Genomic DNA, 22,530 nt, shown 5'->3' on the forward strand with positions numbered 1-22,530 from the left:
GTACTGTGGGACGTACTACAGTACTGCATCGAGGCACTGTGACAGAGTTCGCCCATGACCTCGATCGCGCGCAGGCAGCCGACGCCCAGGCAGGTGGAGCTGCTGGGCAGGCTCGAAGCGCTGGTCCTCGCCGAGGGGTTCGCGCACTTCACCCTGGACGACCTCGCCGCACGCCTGCACTGCTCGAAGTCGACCCTGTACGCGCTGGCCGCGAGCAAGGAGCAGCTGGCCGTGCGGGTCGTCGGCCGGTACTTCAAGGGCGCGGCCGAGCGGATCGAGCAGCGCATCGCCGACGTCAAGGACGTCCGCGCGCGCGTCGGCACGTACCTGGCGGGTGCGGCCGAGGAGTTGCGACGCGCGTCGGGCCAGTTCATCACCGACGTGTCCGCGTTCGCCCCCACCCGCACCACCTACGAGCGCAACGCCCGCGCCGCGGCCGAGCGGATCCGCGAGTTCATCCAGGAGGGCGTCCGCGACGGGGTGTTCCGGGACGTGCATGCGACCCTGATCGCCGAGATGGCCGGTCTGCTCATCGAGGGCATCCAGACCGGTGTGCTGACCCGGCGCGCGGGTGTGTCGGACGCCGAGGCGTTCACCGCGCTGGGTGAACTGCTGCTGGACGGGTTGCGGAGAGAACGGAGCCAGTCGTGATCGTCGTTGCAGGTGAGGCGCTGGTCGACCTGGTGCCCACGCCGGAGGGCAACCTCGCGCCGCGCTTGGGCGGTGGGCCGTACAACGTGGCCGTGGCCGCCGGGCGGCTCGAAGCGCCGGTGAGCTTCCTGTCGCGGGTGTCGTCGGACCTGTTCGGCGACCGGCTGATCGAGCGCCTGCACGCCTCCGGTGTGCGCACCGACCTCGTGCAGCGGGGCGACCAGCCCACCACGCTGGCCGTCGTGGGCCTGGCCGACGACGGCTCGGCGCGCTACTCGTTCTACGTCGAGGGCACGGCGGACCGCCAGGTGACCGACCCGGGGCCGATGCCCGCGGGGACCAGGGCGGTGTCCTTCGGGACGCTCTCGATGGTGCTGGAGCCGGGCGCGAGCACCTACGAGCGGGTGCTGTGGCGCGAGGCCGAGCGCGGTGCGCTCACCGTGCTCGACCCGAACATCCGTGCGAGCCTGATCCACGACCCGGTGGCCTACCGCGACCGGTACGACTCGTGGCTGCCGCACGTGGGCCTGCTGAAGGTGTCGGTCGAGGACGCCCGGTGGCTGGCCGACCTGCCGCCGGACGCGCCCGAGGACGAGGTGCTGGAGGTCGTGCGCGACTGGCAGGGCGCCGGACCGGCCGCGGTCGTGCTGACCCGCGGTGGCGACGGGCTGGCCGTGCTGACCGCCGCCGGCGACGTGATCCGCGTCCCACCCACGCCCGTGGACGTGGTCGACACGATCGGCGCGGGCGACACCGTGCAGGGCGCGCTGCTGGCCTGGCTGCACGACCACGACGCGCTGTCCGTCGAGGCCGTCCGGGGTCTGGACGCCGGCAAGTGGGGTGCGGCGCTGGCCTACGCGGGCGCCGCGGCGGCCGTCACGTGCTCCCGGGCGGGCGCCGAACCGCCGTTCCGGCGAGAGCTGGAGATGACCTAGCTCTCACCCCTCGTGAGGTGGAGGAACAGCCCTGAAGGGCTACGGTGGTGGATGCACGCTAGCCACCCATGCATCCGGATGTGATGCCGGTCCCACCTCGCAGAATCGGTTCACACCGCGGCTGTGTGGCGGGTCGTCCGCCGACTAGCGTGAACTGACAGGACCCCAACGGGGTGGTGCTGCGGTGCGGGGCGATCCCACGCCCGCGCGCGTGCGTGCGAGACCCGCATGAGCCACCCCGCCCTAGGTTGAGAGGGACTCTGCATGCCCGACGCGACGACTGCGCCGAACGACACCCGTACCGTCGCGCTGCGCCATCCGGGCGGAGAGCACGAGATGAAGGTGGTACCGGCCACCGAGGGTGCGCCCGGTGTCGATCTCGGCAAGCTGCTGGCCACCACCGGTCTGGTCACCCTGGACAGCGGGTTCGTCAACACGGCGTCCTGCTCCTCCGAGATCACCTACATCGACGGTGACGCGGGCATCCTGCGCTACCGCGGCTACCCGATCGAGCAGCTCGCCGAGAAGTCGAACTTCATCGAGGTCAGCTACCTGCTGATCTACGGCGAGCTGCCGACCCAGGCCCAGCTGGAGGAGTTCTCCTCCAAGATCAACCGGCACACGCTGCTGCACGAGGACCTGAAGCGGTTCTTCGACGGCTTCCCGCGTGACGCCCACCCCATGCCCGTGCTGTCCTCGGCGGTGTCCGCGCTGTCGACGTTCTACCAGGACAGCCTCAGCCCCTTCGACGCCAACCAGGTCGAGATCTCCACGATCCGCCTGCTGGCCAAGGTGCCCACCATCGCGGCGTACGCCTACAAGAAGTCCGTGGGCCAGCCGTTCCTGTACCCGGACAACTCCCTGGGTCTGGTGGACAACTTCCTGCGCATGACGTTCGGCTTCCCGGCCGAGCCCTACGACGTCGACCCCGACCTGGTGCGGGCGCTCGACCTGCTGTTCGTGCTGCACGCCGACCACGAGCAGAACTGCTCCACGTCGACCGTGCGGCTGGTCGGGTCCTCCGAGGCCAACCTGTTCGCGTCCATCTCGGCCGGCATCAACGCGTTGTTCGGCCCGCTGCACGGCGGCGCGAACTCCGCGGTGCTGGAGATGCTGGAGAAGATCCGGCGCGAGGGCGGTGACGTCTCCGCGTTCGTGAAGAAGGTCAAGAACAAGGAGGACGGCGTCCGCCTGATGGGCTTCGGCCACCGGGTCTACAAGAACTACGACCCGCGTGCCGCGATCATCAAGAAGACGGCGGACGAGATCCTCGGCAAGCTCGGCGCGTCCGACGAGCTGCTCGACATCGCCAAGGCGTTGGAGGAGACCGCGCTCGCCGACGACTACTTCGTCGAGCGGAAGCTGTACCCGAACGTCGACTTCTACACCGGCCTGATCTACCGCGCGATGGGCTTCCCCACGAAGTTCTTCACCGTGCTGTTCGCCCTGGGCCGGCTGCCCGGCTGGATCGCGCACTGGCGCGAGATGATCTCCGACCCGGCCACCAAGATCGGCCGCCCGCGGCAGGTCTACGTCGGCGCGCCGGAGCGCTCGTTCGTGCCGCTCGACCAGCGCTGACCGCGGTTCCCACCACGTACGCGCCGAAGGCCCGCACCCGTTCGCCGGGTGCGGGCCTTCGCGTTGCGCCGGCCGTTTCGCCGTGCGTGGTGGCGGTGGCGCTCCTAGGGTCGGTCCGTGGACTCCTCGACCGTGGTGTGGTTCCGGCGTGACCTGCGGACTCGCGACCACCCGGCGCTCCTCGCCGCGGCCGGGCGGGCGTCGCGGGCGCTGGCGTTGTTCGTGCTCGACCCCGTGCTGCTGCGGGCCGCCGGTCGGCCCCGGGTCGAGTTCCTGCACCGGTGCCTGCGGTCGTTGGACGCCCAGCTCGACGGACGGCTCGTCGTGGTCGAGGGCGATCCGGTGGACGCCGTGCCGCGGGTGGCCTCGGCGGTCGGGGCGTCCTCGGTGCACGTCTCCGCCGACGCCGGGCCGTACGGGCGGGCGCGGGACGCGGCGGTGGCCGAACGGGTCGAGCTGGTCCGGGTCGGATCGCCCTACGCGGTGACGCCGGGGCGGGTCACCAAGTCGGACGGCACGCCCTACCGGGTGTTCACGCCGTTCTTCAAGGCCTGGCTCGACCACGGGTGGCACTCGCCGGCCCGCACCGACGCGTCCACTGTGGACTGGATGCGGTCCGATCTCGGGCGTGGGCTGCCCGCCGGAGAAGGACTTTCGGACGTGCACGCGTTGTGGGAGGCGTTCCGCGACGAGAAGCTGCCCCACTACGCCACCCGCCGGGACCGGCCGGACCTCGACGGCACCAGCAGGTTCTCCGCCTTCCTGAAGTGGGGTGTCGTGCACCCCCGGACGCTGCTCGCCGACCTGGGGCACGGCGCGGGCGCGAAGGCGTTCCGCACCGAACTGGCGTGGCGCGACTTCTACGCCGACGTCCTGTGGCACCGGCCGGAATCCGCGCGCCACAACTTCAACCGCGCGTTCGACGCCATGCGGCTGGACGACGACCGCGACCGTTTCCGGGCGTGGTGCGAGGGCCGCACCGGCTACCCGTTCGTGGACGCCGGGATGCGCCAGCTGCTGCGCGAGGGCTGGATGCACAACCGCGTCCGCATGGTCGTGGCGAGCTTCCTGGTCAAGGACCTGCACCTGCCGTGGTGGTGGGGCGCCCGGCACTTCATGCGCCACCTGGTCGACGGCGACCTCGCCTCCAACCAGCACGGCTGGCAGTGGGCGGCGGGCACCGGCACGGACGCGGCGCCGTACTTCCGCGTCTTCAACCCCGTCACCCAGGGCGAGAAGTTCGACCCGGAGGGGGACTACGTGCGCCGGTACGTGCCCGAGCTGCGGGACGTCCCCGGCAAGGCCGTCCACCGGCCGCGTGACCCGATCGTGGACCACGCGCACGAGCGGCTGGAAGCACTGGCGCGCCACGCCGCCATCAAGGACTAGCCAAGGGACTAGCGCAACGCGTGAGGACTAGCGCAACGCGTCCCGCAGGCGCACGCGCGCGCCCGTGCGCAGGACGGCGTTCGAGTACACCTTGCCGCCCAGCCAGGTGATCGCCGCGACCGCGACCAGCGCGAGCACGATCGCCAGCAGCACCTGCCACGTCGGCGCGACGCCCATCGCCATCCGGCCCGGCATCAGGATCGGCGCGAACGGCGGCAGCAGGGACAGCACCGTCACCGCGGTCCCCGTCGGGTCGCTGATCATCAGGTTGATGCCCAGCACGAACGCCACCACGATCGACATGCTGATCGGCGTCAGCACCGACTGGAGCTCCTCCTGGCGCGACACGAGCGACGCCGCGGCGGCGAAGACGGTGGCGTACAGGAAGAAGCCGAGCAGGTACCACAGCAGGCCGGTGGCCAGGGCGCCGCCCGCCACGCCCGCGACGTCGACCACCCCCGACGCGGACGACAGCGCCAGCCCGATCCCGCCGATCACCAGCAGTTGCAGCAACCCCACCGCGCCGAGCCCGACCACCTTGCCCAGCAGCAGCTGCCACGGCCGCAGCGTCGCCAGCAGGATCTCCACCACCCGGCTGGACTTCTCCTCCACCACGCCCTGCGCGACCATCGTCCCGTAGACCAGCAGCGAGTAGTACAGCAGCGCCGCGATCACCAGGCCGATCACCAGCCGCTCGCCCCGCCGCTCGTCCTGCGGCTCCAGCGCCACCACGTCGACGCCCGCGCGTTCGACGTTGCGCGCCACCTCGTCCGGGTTCACGCCCGCCTGGGCGAAGTGCGCGTCCAGCACCTGCTGCTTGACCAGCAGGTCGATCGAGTTGCGCAACTCGTCGCCCAGCGACTCCCGCACCACCACGCGCAGGTCGTCGGACGCACCGGTGATCAGGGCGTCCACCTCGCCCGAGCGCACCTGCTCCTCGCCCGCCGCCGGGTCGGCGACGTCGACCGTCTCCACCTCGCGGCCGAACGACCGGGCGGTCTGCTTCAACGGCTCCGCGAGCACCGCGGCCTGCCCGTTCAGCGCGACCCGGTCGCGGTCCGCGTCGTCGAACAGCACGGCCTGCAACAGCACGTACCCCGCCATCACGGCGACGATCACCAGGGTGCCCCACACGAACGACTTGGTGCGCACCTTGCCCAGGAACTCCCGGCGCGAGACCAGGAACACCGCCCGGCCGGGGGTGAGGCTGCTCATGCCTTGGACTCCTCGGTCACCACGCTGCGGAACAACTCGGTCAGCGACGGGCGCTGCCGGGAGAACTCGTGCACCGGGCCGGTGTCCAGGGCGGCGCGCAACACCACCTGGTCGTCGACGTCCGGCGCGACCTCCAGCACCGTCCGACCGTCCGACGTGTGGGCCGAACGCACGCCCGGCAGCTGGTCGGCCCAGCCCGCGGCCGCCCGCGGCGCGTCCACCACCAGCTTCGACTCGCCGCCGGCGCGCAGCCCGTCCACCGAGCCGGACGCGACCAGCGTGCCGCTGCGCACGATGCCGACCCGGTCGCACAACCGCTCCACCAGGTCGAGCTGGTGGCTGGAGAACACCACCGGCACGCCGCTCGCGGCCTTCTCCCGCAGCACCTGGCTCATCACGTCCACCGCGACCGGGTCGAGCCCGGAGAACGGCTCGTCCAGCACCAGCACGTCCGGCTCGTGCACCAGCGCCGCCGCCAGCTGCACGCGCTGCTGGTTGCCCAGGCTCAGCTTCTGCACCTCGTCGTCGCGGCGGTCGCGCAGGCCGAGCCGGGCGATCCAGTTGTCCGCGCAGCGGTGCGCGGAGTTGGTGGACATGCCGTGCAGCTCGGCCAGGTAGACGAGCTGGTCGAGCACCTTCATCCTGGGGTAGAGGCCGCGCTCCTCGGGCATGTAGCCGATCCGGCGACGGGTCTCGAAGGTGATCGGCTCGCCGTTCCACCGCACCTCGCCCGAGTCGGCGGCCAGCACGCCGAGCGCGATGCGCATCGTGGTGGTCTTGCCCGCGCCGTTGCTGCCGACGAAGCCGAACAGCTCGCCCGCCCGCACGTCGAAGGTCATCCCGTCGAGCGCGACGACCTCCCCGTAGCGCTTGGAGACCCGGTCGATCTCCAGCACTCCCTGTGCCACGTGCTCTCCTCCTGTCGAGACCGGTCGTGCGCTAGCCGTACACCTGGGTCGACAGCGGCTTGAACGGTGTCCGGCTGAACACCGCCTCGACCGGCAGGCCGAACACGTCGCAGATCCGCAGCGCCAGGTCGAGGCTCGGGTACTGGTCGCCCCGCTCCAACGCGCCGATCGTCTGGGGGTTGACCTCCACCGCCTCGGCCAGCCCCGCCCTGGTCATACCCCGTTCGACCCGAAGCACCCCGATCCGGTTGTGGATGGGTTGCCCGGGGCCGCGGCGCACCGGACTCATGCTACGAAGTGTTGCGAAAACCCAACAGAACAGCAAGTAAACAATTCACAGAATAGGCCGAACGGCGGTATCCCCGGGCAGTTCGCCGACGAAATCACGATTCGGTGAAACGATACGTCGGCGGGAACCGAATCGAGGGTCGACGGGTCGAATTGCGCAGTAGGGCCGCAAGCCCCGTTGCCGTGAGGGGTGAACATGGAGCCGGACCAGTGGCTCGCGCAGTACGGAGAGAAGATCGAGCAGGCCAAGCGGAACGCCGCGCAGGCCGAGTCCCAGCTCGGGGGCGTCGGTGGTAGCGCGACGTCGCCGGACGGCCTGATCACGGTCACCGTCAACGCATCGGGCGCGTTGACGGACCTGATCATGCGCCCGCAGCTGCGCGGCGAGGACCCCGAGCGGATCTCCGGCGCGATCATGACCGCCGTCGCCCAGGCGCAGCGCGCCGCGGCCGGCAAGGTCGTCGAGATCATGACGGAGTTCGTCGGTGACAGCCCGGCGCTGGAGTTCGTGAAGGCGAAGATGCCCAACGGCTATTCGGGTGACGGCACGGACGCCGTGGAACCGGAACCGGAGCTGCAGCGTCGAGACACCAGGCCCGATGACGACTACTTCACCAACCCACCCGATGTCATGGCCTGAGCAGGGGGTAGATGACCATGTACGTGTCGTTCAACGTGAACCCGGAGGAGATCCGGGCGCACGCCGGCACGGTCGACCAACTGACGCAGCGGATGCTCTCGGCCACCCGTACCGCTGACCCGTCGCTGTCGACCGACGCCTTCGGCGTGTTCGGCTCGTTCCTCGCGCAGTTCCTGCTCAAGGCCGCGGGGTCGTCACAGGACATCCTCGGCCAGGCCACGGAGACCGTGGCCGACATGTGCCAGGGCCTCAAGGAGGTCGCCGACCTCTACGAGAACGTCGACACCGACAACGCGTTCGGCTTCAACGGGAAGGCACGGGGATGAGCGGGCAAGCCACCACTCAGGGGGGTCGGGATCCCTCGCACCTGATCGGCGACGTGCAGGGCACCGTCGCGGCGGTCGAGCGCGGCGACTGGGTCCAGGCCGGTCTCGGCATGGCGAACACGGCCATGGGCATCGTCGGCATGGCCAGCAACCCGTTGTCGGGCTTCCTGTCCGCCGGGTTCAGCTGGGCCATCCAGCACGTGGACTTCCTGCGCGAGCCGTTCGACGCGCTGCTGGGCAACCCGCAGGCGATCCAGAAGATGTCCGACAGCTGGGCGTCCGCGGCCAAGCAGATCGAGGGCATCGTCGCCGACTACCGGCGCACGGCGGTGGAGGAGACGCGGACCTGGCGCGGCCGTTCGGCCGACGGCTACCGCGCGGCGAGCAAGAAGCACGCGTCCGGGCTGGAGACGCTGTCCAAGGCCACGCAGGGCATCTCGCGCGCGGCCAAGGGCGCGGGCGAGCTGGTCGCGACCGTGCGCAAGACCATCATGGACCTGATCAGCCAGGCCGTGTCCGAGATGGTCATGAAGATCATCCAGTGGCTGGCGGCGTCGTTCCTGACCTTCGGCGCGGCCATCGGCGCGGCGATCGCGGACATCGTGCAGATGGCGTGCAACTACGCCAAGAAGCTCGCCGACTTCCTGCAGAAGCTGGCCAACTCGCTCAAGAAGCTGATCGACCTGATCAAGTCGGTGTCGCAGATCGCCCAGACCGCCAAGCAGATCCTGCAGGCGATCACCGCGATGACGTCGTCCAACAAGGGCGGTGGCGGCGGTGGCTCCGGGCCGCGGTTGACGCAGGGCGGGGTGGGGCTCGACGAGCGGCAGCTCAACGACATGCGCCGGGACGTCGAGCAGCGGTTCTCCAACAACCCCGGCGGCGTGACCGTCCCGTCCGGCTCGGGCGGCGGCGGTGCGGCCGGTGGCTCGGTGAGCGCACCGCCGACGGTCGGTTCCGGCGGCGGCTACGGGCCGGGCACCGACCCGCGCAACCCCAACAGCCCGATCGGCCCGATCGTCAGCCGTCCGCCTTCGGTCGGTGGCGGCTACGGCCCGGGCGCGGGTACGACCGACCCCGGTCGTGCGTACCCGGGTGGTCCGGGCGGCCCCGTGGTGAGCCGTCCGCCCACGGTGGGCGGTGGCGGTTCCGGTGGTTCGGGCGGTTCGGGTGGCGGCACCGGTGGCGGCCACTGGGAGCCGGGCCGGTGGGTGCCGGGCGGCGGTGGCACGCCCACCCCCCTGCCGGCTCCGCCTTCGATGCCCACGATCCGCGACACGACCTACGCGACGGGTAGCGGCGGCACGCCGACGCCGTCCGTGCCCCCGATCCCGACCGTTCGCCCGCTGTCGACCGACCTGCCGACCACGCCCACCGGTGGTGGCGCCGGCGGTGGGTTCGGCGGCGGTGGTGGCGGTGGCTTCGCCGGTGGTGGCGGTGGCGGCGGCTTCGCGGGCGGCTCCGGTGGCGGTGGCGCCGGTGGCGGCGGCCAGACCCTCCAGGCCGGCGGCTCGTCCGGCGTGCTGGGCGCGGCCGGCGGCCCGTCCGCCGCGGGTGCCGCGGGTGCCGGTGCCCCTGGCGCCGCGGGCGGCCGTCCCGGCGGTGCTGCGGGCGGCATGGGCATGATGGGCGGCGCACCGATGATGGGCGCCCCCGGCCAGGGCGGCGACGGCAAGGACCACCAGCGCAAGGTCCGGCTGGAGGGCGAGCCCCTGATCGAGGAGCCGCCGAAGGCCGCGAAGCCGATCATCGGCGAGTGACCTGACCCGCCAAGGGGGACCTCCACCCGGAGGTCCCCCTTCGCTTACCCAAGCCGCATCCCGAACGTTGAACTCGCCTGTTCCGAACGTAGGACTCTCGCGCCCTGAACGTAGGACTCTCGCGCGAGTCCTACGTTCAGAACAGGCGTGTCCTACGTTCAGGTACCCCGAGTTCAACGCTCAGGACGTGGTCAGGGCGGCCAGTTCGTCGGCCACCTCGGTGGTGACGGTGGGTTCGGCGGCGGCGCGGGCGGTGGGGACCAGGCCGATTCGGGTGCGGCGGTCCAGGACGTCGTCGGCGGTCAGGGCGCCCTCGTGGCGGACGGCCCAGGCGACTTCGCCCACCTCGGCCACGCGGGGGGCTTCCGTGCCGTAGCGGGCGACCAGGTCGGGTGGGCCGGTGGCGGGACCCGCGCCCACCAGCGGGAGGGTGGCGGTGCGGGAGCGGGTCGTCGTCAACGCGGTGGCGTCCACCGCGTCGGCGGCCATGCGGCGGTACGTGGTCAGCTTGCCGCCGACGACCGTCGTGACGCCGTCACGCGTCAGCACGGCGTGCCGGCGTGAGAGGTCGGCGCTCGGGCCGGCGCCGGTGTCGAGCAGCGGCCGCAGGCCGGCGAACGCGCCCAGCACGTCGGCCGGCGTCAACCGCCGTTCCAGCACCGAGGACGCCACCGCCAGCAGGAAGTCCACGTCGGACCGCGGCACGGTCGGCACGTCCGGGATCGGCCCGTCCACCGGTTCGTCGGTCAGACCCACGTACACCCGCCCGTCACGCTGCGGCAGCACCAGCGCGAACCGGTTGCGGGCACCGGGGACCGGCACGGTCAGCGCGGTGCCGGTCAGGCCGACGGTCGAGGCCGAGAGGACCAGGTGCGAGCCGCGCGACGGGCGCAACCGCACGTCCGGCACCAGGTCGCCCGCCCACACGCCGGCCGCGTTCACCACCGCACGCGCCGCGATGTCCAACGACGCCCCGGTCATCGTGTCGACCACGCGCGCGCCCCGCCCGGTCAGGGACGTCACGCGGGCCCGCGTGACCACCCGGGCGCCGAAGCCGGCGGCGGTGCGGGCCAGCGCCACGACCAGGCGGGCGTCGTCGACCAACTGGCCGTCGAAGCTCAACAGCCCACCCCGCAGGTCGGCCCGGCGCAGGCCCGGCGCGAGGGCCGCCGCCTCGACCGCGGACACCCGCCGCGGACCCGGCAGCACGCGCGACGGCGTGCGGGCCAACCGGCGCAACGCGTCACCCGCACGCAGACCGGCCAGCACCACCGGGTCGTGCGACCTGCCGTGCAGCGGCACCAGCTGCGGCAGCGCCCGCACCAGGTGGGGCGCGGTCCGGGTCATCAGGATGCCCCGCTCCACCGCGCTCTCGTACGCCAACCCGACCTCGCCCTGCGCCAGGTACCGCAGGCCGCCGTGCACCAGCTTGCTCGACCAGCGCGACGTGCCGAACGCCAGGTCGTGCGCCTCCACCAGGCACACCGACAGGCCGCGGGAGGCGGCGTCGAGGGCCACGCCGGCACCGGTCACGCCACCGCCGACCACGAGCAGGTCCACCGGTGACGACGCCAGGTGGTCGAGGTCCGCACGGCGGCGGGCGGCGTTCAACGACGTGCTCACGACAGCGCCGCGTCGAGGTAGGCGGCCAGCTCGGCCAGCAGGTCCTCGAAGTCCAGGTCCGCGGTCGCGGGCCGGATCGACAGCACCAGCGACTGCGTCGTCAGCAGCACCAGCCGGGCCTGCACGGCCGCCGAACCGGCCCGGATCGAGCCGTCCGCGTGCCCCTGCTCGATCCCGGCCACCAGGAACGCCTCGACCAGCGACTGCGTGCTGCCCAACCGCCGCACCAGGTAGGGCAGCATCAGCTCGGCGTCCAGGTCGAGCACCCGCCGCAGCAACGGGTCGGCGGCGAGCAGCCGGATGCCCTCGATGGCCTGCGCCACGAGCCGCTGCCTGGCGTTCTCGCCGGTCACCTCGATGCGCTGGAGCAGCGCGGTGAACTCCCTGGTCATCAACGCCCGGACCAGCGTCCCCACGTCGGGGAACCGGCGGTAGAGCGTCATCCGGCTCACGCCGGCGCGTTTGGCGATGTCCGTCAGCGTGGTGCGGCGGACCCCGACCTCGACCACGCAGTCGCGGGCCGCGTCGAGGAGCGCGTCATCACTGTGACGTTGAGACGTCATGTGTCACACTGTAGCGGTGACCGAGCGCATCGACCACACCCTCCGGGGCAGTTGGACACCCACCACGGGCCCGCTCCCGCCGCACGCGGTGAAGTGGCTGCGTGAACGCACCGGGCTGGGTGACGTCCGCACGCCCGCGCGAACGCCGGAGGTCCCCGGATCGGCGCTGAGCGACGCCGCCCGCGCCGCGCTGGACGATGTCGTCGGGCCCGGGCACGTCCGCGTGGACCGCGACTCCCGGCTCGGCCGCGCCGGCGGTCTGTCCTATGTGGACCTGCTGCGGCAGCGCGGTGACGGCGACCTGGCCGTGCCTGACGCGGTGGTGCTGCCCGCGTCACCCGAGCAGGTCGTCGAGGTGCTGAGGACGTGCGTCGAGCACGACGTGGCCGTGGTGCCGTTCGGCGGCGGCACGTCCGTCGTCGGCGGCGTGAACGCCCTGCGCGGCGACAAGGCGGCGGTGATCGCGCTGGACCTGAACCGGCTGGACAGGCTGGTCGAGGTCGACCCCGTGTCCCGCCTGGCCGTGCTCCAGGCCGGGCTGCCCGCGCCCCGGGCGGACCGGCTGCTCGCCGCGCACGGCTTCACCACCGGGCACGTCCCGCAGTCCTACGAACGCGCGACCATCGGCGGTTTCGCCGCCACGAGGTCGGCCGGTCAGGCCTCCTCCGGCTACGGCCGGTTCGAGGACATGGTCGAGGGCGTGCGGCTGGCCACCCCGGTGGGGGAGTGGCGGCTCGGCGCCGCGCCCGCGTCCGCCGCCGGGCCGGACCTCAAGCAGCTCGTCGTCGGCAGCGAGGGCGCGTTCGGCGTCATCACGGAGGTCACGCTGCGCGTGCGGCCGCGGCCGGTGGTCGAGCGGTACGAGGGTTTCGTGGTGGACGGCTGGGAACGCGGCACGGCCGCGGTGCGCGGGCCGGCGCAACGCCGGGTGGCGGCCGACGTGACCCGACTGTCCGATGTGGACGAGACCGAGGTGTCGCTGGCCCTCGCCGGCGGCTGGAAGACCGCCGCGCTCAAGGCGTACCTGAAGGCGCGCGGCGTGCGGCAGCCGTGCCTGCTGATCCTCGGCTGGCACGGTGCATCGGAAGCCGAGGTCAAGCGCCGCCGCAAGGAGACGGTGCGGGGACTGCACCTGGTGTCCCTGGGCACGGCGCTCGGCGAGGCGTGGCGGCACGGCCGGTTCAACGGCCCGCGGCAGCGGGACGCGCTGATGGAGGTCGGCGTGTGCGTGGAGACGTTGGAGACCGCGACGCACTGGTCGAAGGTGTCCGAGCTGCGTGCGGCCGTGCGGGCGGCGCTGGTCGACGCGCTGGGCGGGTGCGTGGTCATGTGCCACGTCTCGCACGTCTACGAGACCGGCGCGTCGCTGTACTTCACCGTGCTGGCGGCGCGCGACGCCGCGGACCCGATCGGCCAGTGGCAGGTCGCCAAGGCCGCCGCCTGCGAGGCCATCGCCGGGCTCGGCACGATCAGCCACCACCACGCCGTGGGCGCCGACCACGCGCCGTACCTGGAAGCCGAGATCGGCGGGCTCGGGCTGGACGTGCTGGCGTCGGTCAAGCGGACGCTGGACCCGACCGGCGTGCTCAACCCGGGCAAGCTCATCGCTGGCGGCTTCAATCCGGCGGGGCTAGCGTCGCCTGGTGACCGGTGACCTGCTGATCCGTTCCGTGCGGCCGTGGCCGAACACCCCTGGCACACCCCTGGTCGACGTGCTCTGCGAAGGCGGGCACGTCACGGCGTTCGGCCTGGACCTCGCCCCGCCGCCCGGTGCGCCGGTGGTCGACGGCCGCGGCGGTGTGCTGCTGCCCGCGTTCACCGACGCGCACGCGCACCTGGACTCGACCCGGCTCGGCCTGCCGTTCCGCCCGCACAGCGCGGGTGACGGGCTGGCCGAGCTGATCGACAACGACCGGCGCAACTGGCGCTCCGCCGAGGCGTCGGTCGGCCGGCGCGCCACCCACACGCTCGGCCGGACGATCGCCTGCGGCGCGACGCACGTGCGCAGCCACGCCCAGGTGGACGTCGACTCGGGGCTGGACAAGCTGGAAGGCGTGCTGGCGGCGCGCGAGGAGCACGCCGCGCGGGCGCACGTCGAGGTGGTGGCGTTCCCGCAGTGCGGCATCCTGCGCGAGAAGGGCACCGCCGACCTGCTGGACGCGGCGCTGCGCGCGGGCGCGGACCTGGTCGGCGGCCTCGACCCGGCGGGCTACGACCGCGACCCGGTGCGGCACCTGGACGTGGTTTTCGGGCTGGCCGAGAAGCACCAGCGCGGGGTGGACGTGCACCTGCACGACGCCGGGACGCTCGGCGCGTTCCAGGTGGAGCTGATCTGCGAACGCGTGCACGCGCTGGGCATGCAGGGCCGGGTGACGATCAGCCACGCCTTCGCCCTGTCCACTGTGGACTCGGATCGGCAGCGCCACCTGGTGGAGCTGCTCGCCGAGCACGACGTCGCGGTGACCACGGTCGCGCCGGGCGCGCGGGAGCCGTTGCCGCTGCGGCAACTGCGGTGGGCGGGCGTGCGGGTCGGCCTCGGCCAGGACGGCATCCGCGACTACTGGTCGCCCTACGGCAACGGCGACATGCTCGACCGCACCTGGCAGTTGGCCCACCGCAACGGGTTCCGCCGCGACGACCTGGTCGAGATGTGCGTCGACGTCGCGACCAGGGGCGGCGCGGCCGTCCTGGGCCGGGCACTGGGCCTCACCGAACGCGCGCCCGCCGACCTGGTCGTCGTGCCGGGTGACACGGTGACCGCCGCGGTGATGGACCGCGCCCCGCGCACGCTGGTCGTGCACGAGGGCCGGGTCGTCGCCGCCGACGGCGAAGTCGTCTGAACCGTCGGTGGTGACCGCTAACCTGCGCGCATGAGCATCTGGGACGCCCTCAGGGCGACTCCGCTCGCCGAAGTGCGTCGGCGTGCGGCGATCGTCGGCGAGCTGGCCGAGGTGGCGCCGATGGCGGTGGACGGCGCCGAGCGGTTCGGCTGGAACGACAGCGGTGGGCAGTCGGCCGTCTGGTACTTCACTGCGGACGGTCGCGCGCTGCTGCTGACCTTCGACCACGAGACGGACCTGAACCTGTACGCGGAGGGCACCTACGCCCTCCAGGAGTCGTTCTACCGGGGCGTGCCCGAGGACCTCGTGGGCCTGGTCCGCGACCGGCCCGAGAACTACGAGTCGCTCAACCTCGTCGACGAGGCGACCGGGGCGACGATCCACTACGCCGGCGGCGTGTTCTGGTTCGACGGCGGGCAGTGGCGCGCGGCGCCGGGGTTCCTGGAGCACTGCGAGCGGGAGGGCTTGGACGCGATGCGCGAGTCGGGGTTCGACTACTGCCTCGACGCCTACCTGTTCGGCGTGGAGTTCACCCCGGAGGCGGTGGTGGCGAACCGGGTCGAGGGCGGCTGGTACGAAGACGAAGCCGAGCGCGAGGCCGCCGTGGTCGAGATCCGCGAGCTCATCGCCCGCCACTCGTGACGAACGGCCCGCACCCGCCGGTCGACGGGTGCGGGCCGTTCGGTTCAGGTCAGCTGAGCAGGTAGCCCAGCACGCCCTCGACGCGCTGGCCCTCGCAGTTGGCAAGCGGGGAGTCCATGTGGTCCCGGTTGCTCAACACGACGCAGCGGTAGAGCGCGTGGGTGCCCGGCGCCGCCGTGTCGTAGGCGTAGCCGAGGACGGCCACCCGGGTCTGACCCTCGCAGTTCGGGTCGGCCGAGGTGAAGCTGTCCCAGTTGAACGAGCACCGGTACAGCGCGTGGGTGCCCGGTGCCTGCGCGGTCAGCAGGCGACCCACGGAACCTTCCCGGACGGCGCCGTCGGGGCCGCCGTTCGTGGAGGTCATGTGGTCCCGGGACTTCACGTAGCGGATCGCGTCGACCGTCGTCGGACCACCCGGCGTGCCGGTGAACAGCAAGCGGTTCGGGGAGCCCTCGCCCGCGTTGGCGATCTTGTCCGGCGTGCTCGCGGCGATCAGGGCCGCCTGGACGGCCGCCGGTGCGTCGTCGGGGTGCGTCGCCAGGTGCAGCGCGGCGGCGCCGGCCGCGTGGGGCGCGGCCATCGACGTGCCGCTGATGGTGTTGGTGGCGGTGTCGTTGGTCGCCCACGCCGACGTGATGCCCACACCGGGCGCGAACAGGTCGGTGCACGTGCCGTAGTTGGAGAAGTCGGTCGCGCGCGAGTCCGAGTCGGTCGAGGCGTTCACCGTGACGGCCTCGGTCACCAACGCCGGGCTGAAGCCGCACGCGTCGTCGTCGGAGTTGCCCGACGCGATGGCGTAGGTGATGCCGGAGGCGATGGAGTTGCGCACGGCCGTCTCCATCGGCACGGTGGCCGGGGACGCGACCGCGCCCAGGCTCATGTTCGCGACGGCGGGCTTCACGGCGTTCGCCGTCACCCAGTCGATACCGCTGACGACGCCCGCGAAGGTGCCGCCGCCCGAGCAGTTGAGCACCCGCACGGCGACCAGCTGCACGGCCTTGGCGACGCCGTACTCCGTGCCGCCGACGGTGCCGGCCACGTGCGTGCCGTGGCCGTGGCAGTCCACGTTCGAGCCGTCCACGGCGTCGAAGCCCGCGGTGGCCCGTCCGCCGAACGTCGTGTGCGTGGTGCGGATGCCGGTGTCGATGACGTACGCGTGGACGTTCGCGGCCGTCGTGTCGTAGTTGTAGGCCGAGTTCAGCGGCAGGTCCCGCTGGTCGATCCGGTCCAACCCCCAGGACGGCGGGTTCGGCTGGGTGTCGACGGCCTGGACCGTGCCGTCCTGGCTCACCGACTCCACGGCCGGGTCCTTGGCCAGCTGTCTGGCCTCGGCCTCGCTGGCGGCGACGGCGAACCCGCGCAGCGCGTGCTGCCAGGTGGCGGTGACCTTGCCGCCGTGCTTCGCCGTCAGCTCGGCGGCCTGCGCGGCCACGTCATCGCCCTTGAGCACCACCAGGTAGTGGCCGTCGACCGCGGTGCCCGCGGCCGCCAGGGCGATTTCCCCCTCCTGCGCGCCCGCGGTCAGCGGCGACGCCGCCACCGCTCCTACCGCCAGCGCCGCAGCGGCCAGCAGTCCCTTCAACCCGATGAGATCACGCTTCACCCGGGAAACCTCCCCCTTGTCGAAAGCAAACCGGTTGAGCGTGGCGTCCGCGACCCCGTCGGGGTACGGGTAATGGGCAAGGACACTGCGGGATCCCGAAGCGATTGGGCGGTATGGATGTTTGAGACGGCCGCGGACCCGTTGCCGCCGTGGACCTACAGGGTCACCAGGGCCTTGCCGAGGTTCTCGCCGCGCAGCATCCCGATGAACGCCTCCGGCGCCCGGTCCAGGCCCTCGGTCACGGTCTCCCGGTAGCGCAGCCCGCCGTCGGCGATCCAGCCGCCGACCTCGCGCACGAACTGCTCGCGCAGCCGCTCGTGGTCCCACACCAGGAAACCGCGCAGGGTCAGCCGCTTGCCCACGGCCAGGCCGAGGTTGCGCGGTCCCACCGGGGTCCTGGTGTTGTAGTTCGAGATCGAGCCGCACAGCGCGGCGCGGCCGTGCGGGGTGAGGGCGTCGATGGCGGCCTCCAGGTGCTCGCCGCCGACGTTGTCGAAGTACACGTCGATGCCGTCCGGCGCGGCCCGCGCGAGCAGCTCGGTGACCGGGCCGTCCTTGTAGTTGAACGCCGCGTCGAAGCCGAGCTCGTCGACCAGGTACGCCACCTTGGCGTCGCTGCCGGCGCTGCCGATGACCCGCTTCGCGCCGCGCAGCCGGGCCACCTGCCCGACGACCTGGCCGACCGCGCCCGCCGCGCCGGACACGAACACCACGTCGCCCTCCTTGAACGCGGCGACCTCCAGCAGGCCCGCGTAGGCGGTCATACCGGGCATGCCGAGCACGCCCAGGTACGCGCCGGCGGGCGCCGCACCCAGGTCGACGCGCACCGCGCCGGCCGCGTCCACGACGCCGTACTCACGCCACCCCAGGTTGTGCAGCACCGCGTCGCCGACCTCGAAACCGGCGGCCTCGGACGCCACCACCTCGCCCACCGCGCCGCCTTCGAGGGCCTTGCCGACCTCGAAGGGCGCCACGTACGACTTGCCCTCGTTCATCCGGCCCCGCATGTACGGGTCCACGCTCATCACGAGGTTGCGGACCAGCAGTTGGCCGGGGCCGGCGGTGGGCACGGGCACTTCGACCAGGTCGAAGTTCCCGGGCACGGGGAAGCCTTCGGGACGGGAAGCGAGGCGGATCTCGCGCGCGGTGCTCGGCAGCGTCATATGGCGTGCAACACCACCGCCGCGCGGCCCTGTTCCGCCGATCAGGTGTGAGCTGAGTCCCTCAGCGCGGTCACGCTGCGGTAGGTGAAACCGAGCCGCCGGTAGAGCGCGATGGCGGCGCCGTTGCCCGCGTCGACCATCAACCCGCACGTGCCGCGCTCGGCCAGCAACGCGCTCACCACGAACGAGCAGACTTCCGTCGACCTGGACCGGCCCCGGTGGTCGGGGTGGGTGGCCACGCCCGCGACGAACCCGACCTCCGGCGCGCCCCACGCGTCCGCGGCCACCGAGACCAGCTCGCCGTCCACGTGCACGCCCGCCCACCGCGACGGCCCCGGCTCGCGCGGCCACGCCCACGACTCGGGGTTCGCCTTGCGCAGCAACGACTCCACGGCGTCCCACTCGTCCTCGGCCAGCCACCGAGCGCCACCGCGGGCCGTCAGCGACCCGGTGCGCTCCATCCACCCGAACGTGCCGCGCACCGGCCAGCCCAGCTCCTCGGCCACGGCGGTCGTCACCACGGGCCTCACCTCCGGCCGCACGTGCGCCCGCAGCAGCACCGCCACGTCGGCCACCGGGCCGGTGAGCACCAGCCGGTCGAACCGGAACAACCCCGGCGCCAGCACACCGACCGCGTCTCCGTGCGCCCACGCCGCGCCGCCACGCCCGGGCAGCAACGCCTGCGCGGCCCACCTCGCCAGCGCGTCGGGGGTGGCGGCGGAGACGTCGGCGGGGGCCGGCAGAACACGCATGACCGCATCATCACCCGCGAGCTACCCTCGCCCGCATGGATATCCGCCGGATCACATCGTCGGACGCGGTGGTGGCCGCCGGCCACCTGTTCGACGACGCGCCGCGCGAGGACGCCACCCGCGCGTTCCTCGCCGACGACCGGCACCACCTGCTCATCGCCTACGTGGACGACCAGCCGGCCGGGTTCGTGTCCGGCGTCGAGACCATCCACCCCGACAAGGGCGTGGAGATGTTCCTCTACGAGCTGGGCGTCGACGAGGCCTACCGGCGCCGCGGCATCGCCACCGCCCTCATCGAGCACCTGATCGGGCTGGCCCGGGAACGCGGCTGCACCGGCGTGTGGACCGGCACCGAGAAGGACAACGCCGCCGCCCTGGCCACCTACCGCCGTGCCGACGCCGAACTGGACTTCGACACGGTCGCCGTCTCCTGGGGCTTCTAGGCCGCTACCGGGGCTCCTAGGCGCCCTTGCGGAACAGGGCCCGCTTCTGCAACGACTCCTCCACCGCCCGGAACGCCAGGTCCAGCGCCGTGTTGTACTCGCGCTGGTCGCGCGGCGGCACCGACTCGTCCGGCGCGGGCACCGTGGTCATGGTGAACCACCGCTCGTCCCACAGCAGCCCGACCACGGCCTCCCAGTGCTCCGCGACGACCTGCCGGACCAGCTTCTCCTGGTCGATGGCCTCGGCCATCCGGTCCTGCGACTCGGCCAGCCGCTCCAGCAGCCGCCGCACCCTGGCCCGGTCGGCCGCCCGCATCCGCTCCACCGACTCACCGGCCAGCGCGACGACCTCCCGGTACCGCTCGATCGCCGAGACCGCCTCGACCTCCGGCGCGCCGTGCCCGCCGGTGCGCTGCGCGGGTACGACTGAGGCGTGGCTGATCATGGTTCCTCCCCGGTGTCGAACGGGATGACGACCTGCGGTCGCGAGTGCTCGAACCGGTCGAAGAACAACCCGCGGCGCGGTCGCGGTGACCACGCCATGACCTGCTCCGGTCCGAACGACAGCAGCTCCTTGCCCTGGATGTCGAACGCGATCCACGCGCCGATGTCGTCGTAGACGCCGGGTGACAGGCTGTTCTTCAGCCGCTGCGCGCCCCGCCACCAGCCCAGCACGTGGGTGCGGTTCTCCGGGCCGTGCTTGAGCACGGTCCGCAGGCCGTCCAGCCCGGAGACCCGCGTGGTCGCGTTCTTCGCCTCCAAGAGGGTGTGCGCCGCGTCCACCGCGTAAACCACCAAGTAGTGCGGTTGCAGCGGCGCGCCCGTCTCGCCGGTCATGCTCGCGGTGATCCGGCCCGCCGTCTCGTCCACCAGCGCCCGGATGCCGTCCAGGCCGAGCAGGTCCACCGCGTGGCCCGCGCCGCGCAGCTGCTTGGCCAACCGCTGCGCGTGCGGCCAGGCGTCCTCGGCCAGGCACGCCAGGGTGAACTGGGCGTCGTCCGGCTCGTGCTGGCGGGCCAGCGACAGCGCCGCGCCGCCCAGCACGCCCGCCGCGTCCTCGGCCAGCGAGCCGAGCACCGCGATGTTGCGCCCCGGCGTGCGGGCGAACCGCACCTTCGCCGCGCTGCCCGCCACGTCGATCACCTGGCCGAGCAGCACGGTGGGGCTGCCGCCGTCGACCGGGCGCAGCGCCCGGAAGTCCGGCAGCGACGGCAGCGACGGCACCTTGCTGCCGTCGAACAGGATCGGCTCGGCCAGCTCCGGCGGGCGCAGGCGGTGCAGCTCGGCCTGGAGCACGTCGAACGTGCCCTTGGCGGTGGCGTCGGGGATGCGCGCGACCTCGTTGCCCGGCCGCACGCCCGACTCGTGGTTGACCACCGCGTGCCAGCGCGGCAGCTCCACCGCAGCGTCGTTCTGCGGCTCGGCCAGCACCCGCCGCGCCTTGGGCAGCGCGATGCGCACGGTGAACTGCTCGAAGATCGCCGACTTGCCCCAGAAGCCCTCGATGCCGGACACGTCCTGGCTGGACAGCACCAGGTGGATGCCCTGCGACCGGCCGCGCCTGGCCACGTCCTCCAGCAGCTGCGTGGCCTGCGCGGTGACCTGGTCGCGTTCGCCGAACAGGTACTGGAACTCGTCGATCACGGCCACGATCCGCGGCCAGTGGCCGTGCGGGTCCTCCTCGCGCAGCTGCTCCAGCTTGGTGACCTCGTGCCGCTTGGCCGCGTCCGCCCGCCTGCGCATCTCGTCGGCCAGGAACGTCAGCAGCGCCACGCCGAACTCGCGGTCGGTGTTGACGTTGACCCCGACCAGCCGGGCGTGCGGCAGCCACGTCGGGTCCTTGCGGCCCGGCGCGAACTGCGCGAACGACACGCCCTCCTTGAAGTCCAGCAGGTACAGCTCCAGCTCGTCCGGCGCGTACCGGGCGGCCAGGCTGCCGAGCATGGCGTAGAGGAAGTTCGTCTTGCCCGAGCCGCTGGGACCGCCGATCAACGCGTGCGGCGACGTGTCGCCCAGCCCCACGTGCACCGGCTCGCCCTCCAGGAACCCGACCGGCGCGAGGACGCCCGCCGCCGAGCTCTCCCGCCACGGGTGCTCCGGCAGCAGGTCGGCGAACGTGCTGAGCCGGTTGCGGCGCTCCTCCCGCTTGTCCGCGATCGCCGCGCAGGCGCGGGGCACCCTGGCGCGCGGCAGCGGCGGGTCGAGCGCGACGGTCACGTGCTTGCCGCTCGTCGTGCACGTCGCGGAGTGGTCGGCGGCGATGGTGACGGTCTCGATCGGCGAGTTGACCGTGACCGGGATGTCGACGATGACCAGCTGGATGCCCGCCGCGAGACCGTTGCGCGCCACCCGTTGCAGCTGCTGCTGGTGCTCCTCCCGCAACGGCTGCCGGTTGCCGAACAGCACCGCCACCCGCCAGGGCTCGGTGCGCCGACCGCCCGCCGCCCGCACCGACTGGTGGCCCTCGGTGAGCACGCCGGTGTGCACCCGCCGGATGTGGTCGGACAGCTCGTCCAGCAGCTCGTGCAGCCGGGCCGGGTCGTGCACGGTCAGCAGGCCCGCGCGGGTCAGCGGGTACAGCCCGGGCAGCGCGCCGGTGAGCTGGCCGACGTCCCACACGTGGACGTGCACCAGGCCCGGCTGGAAGTGGCTCAGCACCCGCAGCAGGAGGTTCTCCACCAGGGCCTCGGCCGTCGCCCGGCTCTCGTGGGTCGAGGAGACGTGCAGGTGCGAGTGGTCCAGCATCGGCACCACCACCGGGAACCGCTGCGGCTCGGGCGCGCCGCGCACCACGCCGGTGCCGATGCGCCACAGCTCGGGCACGCCGTCGCTGCCGTCGGCCGTGCCGGGCGCGCCCAGCCACGACTCGGGCGGCCACGACGCCGGGCCCCCGGCCGCCGCGTCGACCAGCGCGGTCAACTGGTCCGGCCCGCGTTCGGACCACTCGCGGAACGCCTCGACCCGGTCGATCATCGCCTGCGCCACCTGCTGCTCGAACAGCGGGTTGGCCAGCGCGCGCGCCAGCAGCGGGTCGGTCAGCGCCCGGTCGACGCCGTCGCCGCGCAGCATCACCTCGAACATGTCGCGGGCGCGTTCGTCGGCGAGCAGGCGGTGCTCGCGCGAGGCGTTGCCCAGCGCGGCGGCGACCGCCTTGCGGAACTCCTCGAAGGAGCTCTCGATCCTCCTGCGGCGCTCGTCACGCCTGTTCACG

General features: G+C 72.6%; 21 protein-coding genes. 11 read left to right on the forward strand and 10 right to left on the reverse strand.

What is annotated here, in order from left to right; translation table 11 throughout:
* Positions 1-54: 54 nt before the first annotated feature.
* The 4 genes from ACYVLT_RS23560 to ACYVLT_RS23575 all read left to right on the forward strand — a co-directional run bounded on the left by ACYVLT_RS23560 (position 55) and on the right by ACYVLT_RS23575 (position 4,553).
* Positions 55-651, forward strand: coding sequence for a TetR/AcrR family transcriptional regulator (locus ACYVLT_RS23560; RefSeq protein ID WP_461122373.1), 597 nt, complete (start codon positions 55-57; stop codon positions 649-651).
* Positions 648-1,586 carry a carbohydrate kinase family protein gene (locus tag ACYVLT_RS23565; protein ID WP_461122374.1) on the forward strand — a complete coding sequence of 313 codons (939 nt, stop codon included), beginning with the start codon at positions 648-650 and terminating at the stop codon, positions 1,584-1,586. Before ACYVLT_RS23560 ends, ACYVLT_RS23565 begins: the two co-directional genes overlap by 4 nt.
* A gap of 264 nt (positions 1,587-1,850) precedes the next feature.
* A complete protein-coding gene (locus ACYVLT_RS23570; RefSeq protein ID WP_461122375.1) occupies positions 1,851-3,164 on the forward strand; it encodes a citrate synthase in 1,314 nt (437 codons plus the stop codon).
* A 117-nt stretch (positions 3,165-3,281) separates the two neighbouring features.
* Positions 3,282-4,553: a cryptochrome/photolyase family protein gene (locus tag ACYVLT_RS23575; protein WP_461122376.1), complete on the forward strand. Its 1,272-nt coding sequence runs from the start codon at positions 3,282-3,284 to the stop codon at positions 4,551-4,553.
* A 27-nt stretch (positions 4,554-4,580) separates the two neighbouring features.
* Here ACYVLT_RS23575 and ACYVLT_RS23580 read toward each other — a convergent pair whose 3' ends face one another.
* Genes ACYVLT_RS23580 through ACYVLT_RS23590 form a run of 3 tightly spaced genes read right to left on the reverse strand, consistent with a single transcriptional unit; the run spans position 4,581 to position 6,965 of the window.
* Entirely contained in the window at positions 4,581-5,768 is a 1,188-nt protein-coding gene (locus ACYVLT_RS23580; protein ID WP_461122377.1) for an ABC transporter permease, read from the reverse strand.
* Positions 5,765-6,676, reverse strand: coding sequence for an ABC transporter ATP-binding protein (locus ACYVLT_RS23585; RefSeq protein WP_461122378.1), 912 nt, complete (start codon positions 6,674-6,676; stop codon positions 5,765-5,767). Before ACYVLT_RS23585 ends, ACYVLT_RS23580 begins: the two co-directional genes overlap by 4 nt.
* Before the next feature lie 31 nt (positions 6,677-6,707).
* The gene (locus ACYVLT_RS23590) at positions 6,708-6,965 is read right to left on the reverse strand and encodes a helix-turn-helix transcriptional regulator (RefSeq protein ID WP_461122379.1); all 258 of its coding nucleotides are present in this window, start codon (positions 6,963-6,965) and stop codon (positions 6,708-6,710) included.
* Positions 6,966-7,160: 195 nt separating this feature from the next.
* On the opposite strand from ACYVLT_RS23590, the gene ACYVLT_RS23595 reads away from it, so the two are divergent.
* The 3 genes from ACYVLT_RS23595 to ACYVLT_RS23605 are packed head-to-tail and all read left to right on the forward strand — an operon-like array spanning position 7,161 to position 9,690.
* Complete coding sequence (locus ACYVLT_RS23595; RefSeq protein ID WP_360458123.1) at positions 7,161-7,604, forward strand: YbaB/EbfC family nucleoid-associated protein; 444 nt, start codon at positions 7,161-7,163, stop codon at positions 7,602-7,604.
* Positions 7,605-7,615: 11 nt separating this feature from the next.
* Positions 7,616-7,930, forward strand: coding sequence for a type VII secretion target (locus ACYVLT_RS23600; RefSeq protein ID WP_461122380.1), 315 nt, complete (start codon positions 7,616-7,618; stop codon positions 7,928-7,930).
* Positions 7,927-9,690 carry a WXG100 family type VII secretion target gene (locus ACYVLT_RS23605; RefSeq protein WP_461122381.1) on the forward strand — a complete coding sequence of 588 codons (1,764 nt, stop codon included), beginning with the start codon at positions 7,927-7,929 and terminating at the stop codon, positions 9,688-9,690. The genes ACYVLT_RS23600 and ACYVLT_RS23605 overlap by 4 nt, the downstream gene beginning before the upstream one ends.
* Before the next feature lie 180 nt (positions 9,691-9,870).
* Here the strand turns inward: ACYVLT_RS23605 and ACYVLT_RS23610 are convergent, their stop codons facing one another.
* Both ACYVLT_RS23610 and ACYVLT_RS23615 read right to left on the reverse strand, forming a co-directional pair.
* Complete coding sequence (locus tag ACYVLT_RS23610) at positions 9,871-11,313, reverse strand: glycerol-3-phosphate dehydrogenase/oxidase (RefSeq protein ID WP_461122382.1); 1,443 nt, start codon at positions 11,311-11,313, stop codon at positions 9,871-9,873.
* Complete coding sequence (locus tag ACYVLT_RS23615) at positions 11,310-11,876, reverse strand: TetR/AcrR family transcriptional regulator (RefSeq protein WP_461122383.1); 567 nt, start codon at positions 11,874-11,876, stop codon at positions 11,310-11,312. Before ACYVLT_RS23615 ends, ACYVLT_RS23610 begins: the two co-directional genes overlap by 4 nt.
* 16 nt (positions 11,877-11,892) lie before the next feature.
* On the opposite strand from ACYVLT_RS23615, the gene ACYVLT_RS23620 reads away from it, so the two are divergent.
* The 3 genes from ACYVLT_RS23620 to ACYVLT_RS23630 are packed head-to-tail and all read left to right on the forward strand — an operon-like array spanning position 11,893 to position 15,358.
* Positions 11,893-13,530 (forward strand): FAD-binding oxidoreductase, encoded by a 1,638-nt coding sequence (locus ACYVLT_RS23620; protein WP_461122384.1) that lies wholly within the window; start codon positions 11,893-11,895, stop codon positions 13,528-13,530.
* On the forward strand, positions 13,520-14,716 hold the full coding sequence (locus ACYVLT_RS23625; RefSeq protein WP_461122385.1) for an amidohydrolase: 1,197 nt from the start codon (positions 13,520-13,522) through the stop codon (positions 14,714-14,716). Before ACYVLT_RS23620 ends, ACYVLT_RS23625 begins: the two co-directional genes overlap by 11 nt.
* 30 nt (positions 14,717-14,746) lie before the next feature.
* Complete coding sequence (locus tag ACYVLT_RS23630; RefSeq protein ID WP_461122386.1) at positions 14,747-15,358, forward strand: hypothetical protein; 612 nt, start codon at positions 14,747-14,749, stop codon at positions 15,356-15,358.
* A gap of 49 nt (positions 15,359-15,407) precedes the next feature.
* Here ACYVLT_RS23630 and ACYVLT_RS23635 read toward each other — a convergent pair whose 3' ends face one another.
* The 3 genes from ACYVLT_RS23635 to ACYVLT_RS23645 form a co-directional block, all read right to left on the reverse strand.
* On the reverse strand, positions 15,408-16,961 hold the full coding sequence (locus ACYVLT_RS23635; RefSeq protein WP_461122387.1) for a S8 family peptidase: 1,554 nt from the start codon (positions 16,959-16,961) through the stop codon (positions 15,408-15,410).
* Between the two features lie 155 nt (positions 16,962-17,116).
* Positions 17,117-18,124, reverse strand: a complete 1,008-nt coding sequence (locus tag ACYVLT_RS23640) for an NADP-dependent oxidoreductase (protein WP_461122388.1) — start codon at positions 18,122-18,124, stop codon at positions 17,117-17,119.
* Between the two features lie 41 nt (positions 18,125-18,165).
* Positions 18,166-18,876 carry a GNAT family N-acetyltransferase gene (locus ACYVLT_RS23645; protein WP_461122389.1) on the reverse strand — a complete coding sequence of 237 codons (711 nt, stop codon included), beginning with the start codon at positions 18,874-18,876 and terminating at the stop codon, positions 18,166-18,168.
* Positions 18,877-18,911: 35 nt separating this feature from the next.
* Between ACYVLT_RS23645 and ACYVLT_RS23650 the strand changes: the two genes are divergently transcribed.
* The gene (locus tag ACYVLT_RS23650; RefSeq protein WP_461122390.1) at positions 18,912-19,319 is read left to right on the forward strand and encodes a GNAT family N-acetyltransferase; all 408 of its coding nucleotides are present in this window, start codon (positions 18,912-18,914) and stop codon (positions 19,317-19,319) included.
* Between the two features lie 16 nt (positions 19,320-19,335).
* On the opposite strand, the gene ACYVLT_RS23655 is transcribed toward ACYVLT_RS23650, so the two are convergent.
* Together ACYVLT_RS23655 and ACYVLT_RS23660 are read right to left on the reverse strand one after the other, a co-directional pair.
* Positions 19,336-19,764: a hypothetical protein gene (locus ACYVLT_RS23655; protein WP_461122391.1), complete on the reverse strand. Its 429-nt coding sequence runs from the start codon at positions 19,762-19,764 to the stop codon at positions 19,336-19,338.
* On the reverse strand, positions 19,761-22,529 hold the full coding sequence (locus ACYVLT_RS23660; RefSeq protein WP_461122392.1) for an FtsK/SpoIIIE domain-containing protein: 2,769 nt from the start codon (positions 22,527-22,529) through the stop codon (positions 19,761-19,763). The genes ACYVLT_RS23655 and ACYVLT_RS23660 overlap by 4 nt, the downstream gene beginning before the upstream one ends.
* Position 22,530 lies beyond the last annotated feature (1 nt).

Source organism: Saccharothrix stipae, from assembly GCF_054781895.1.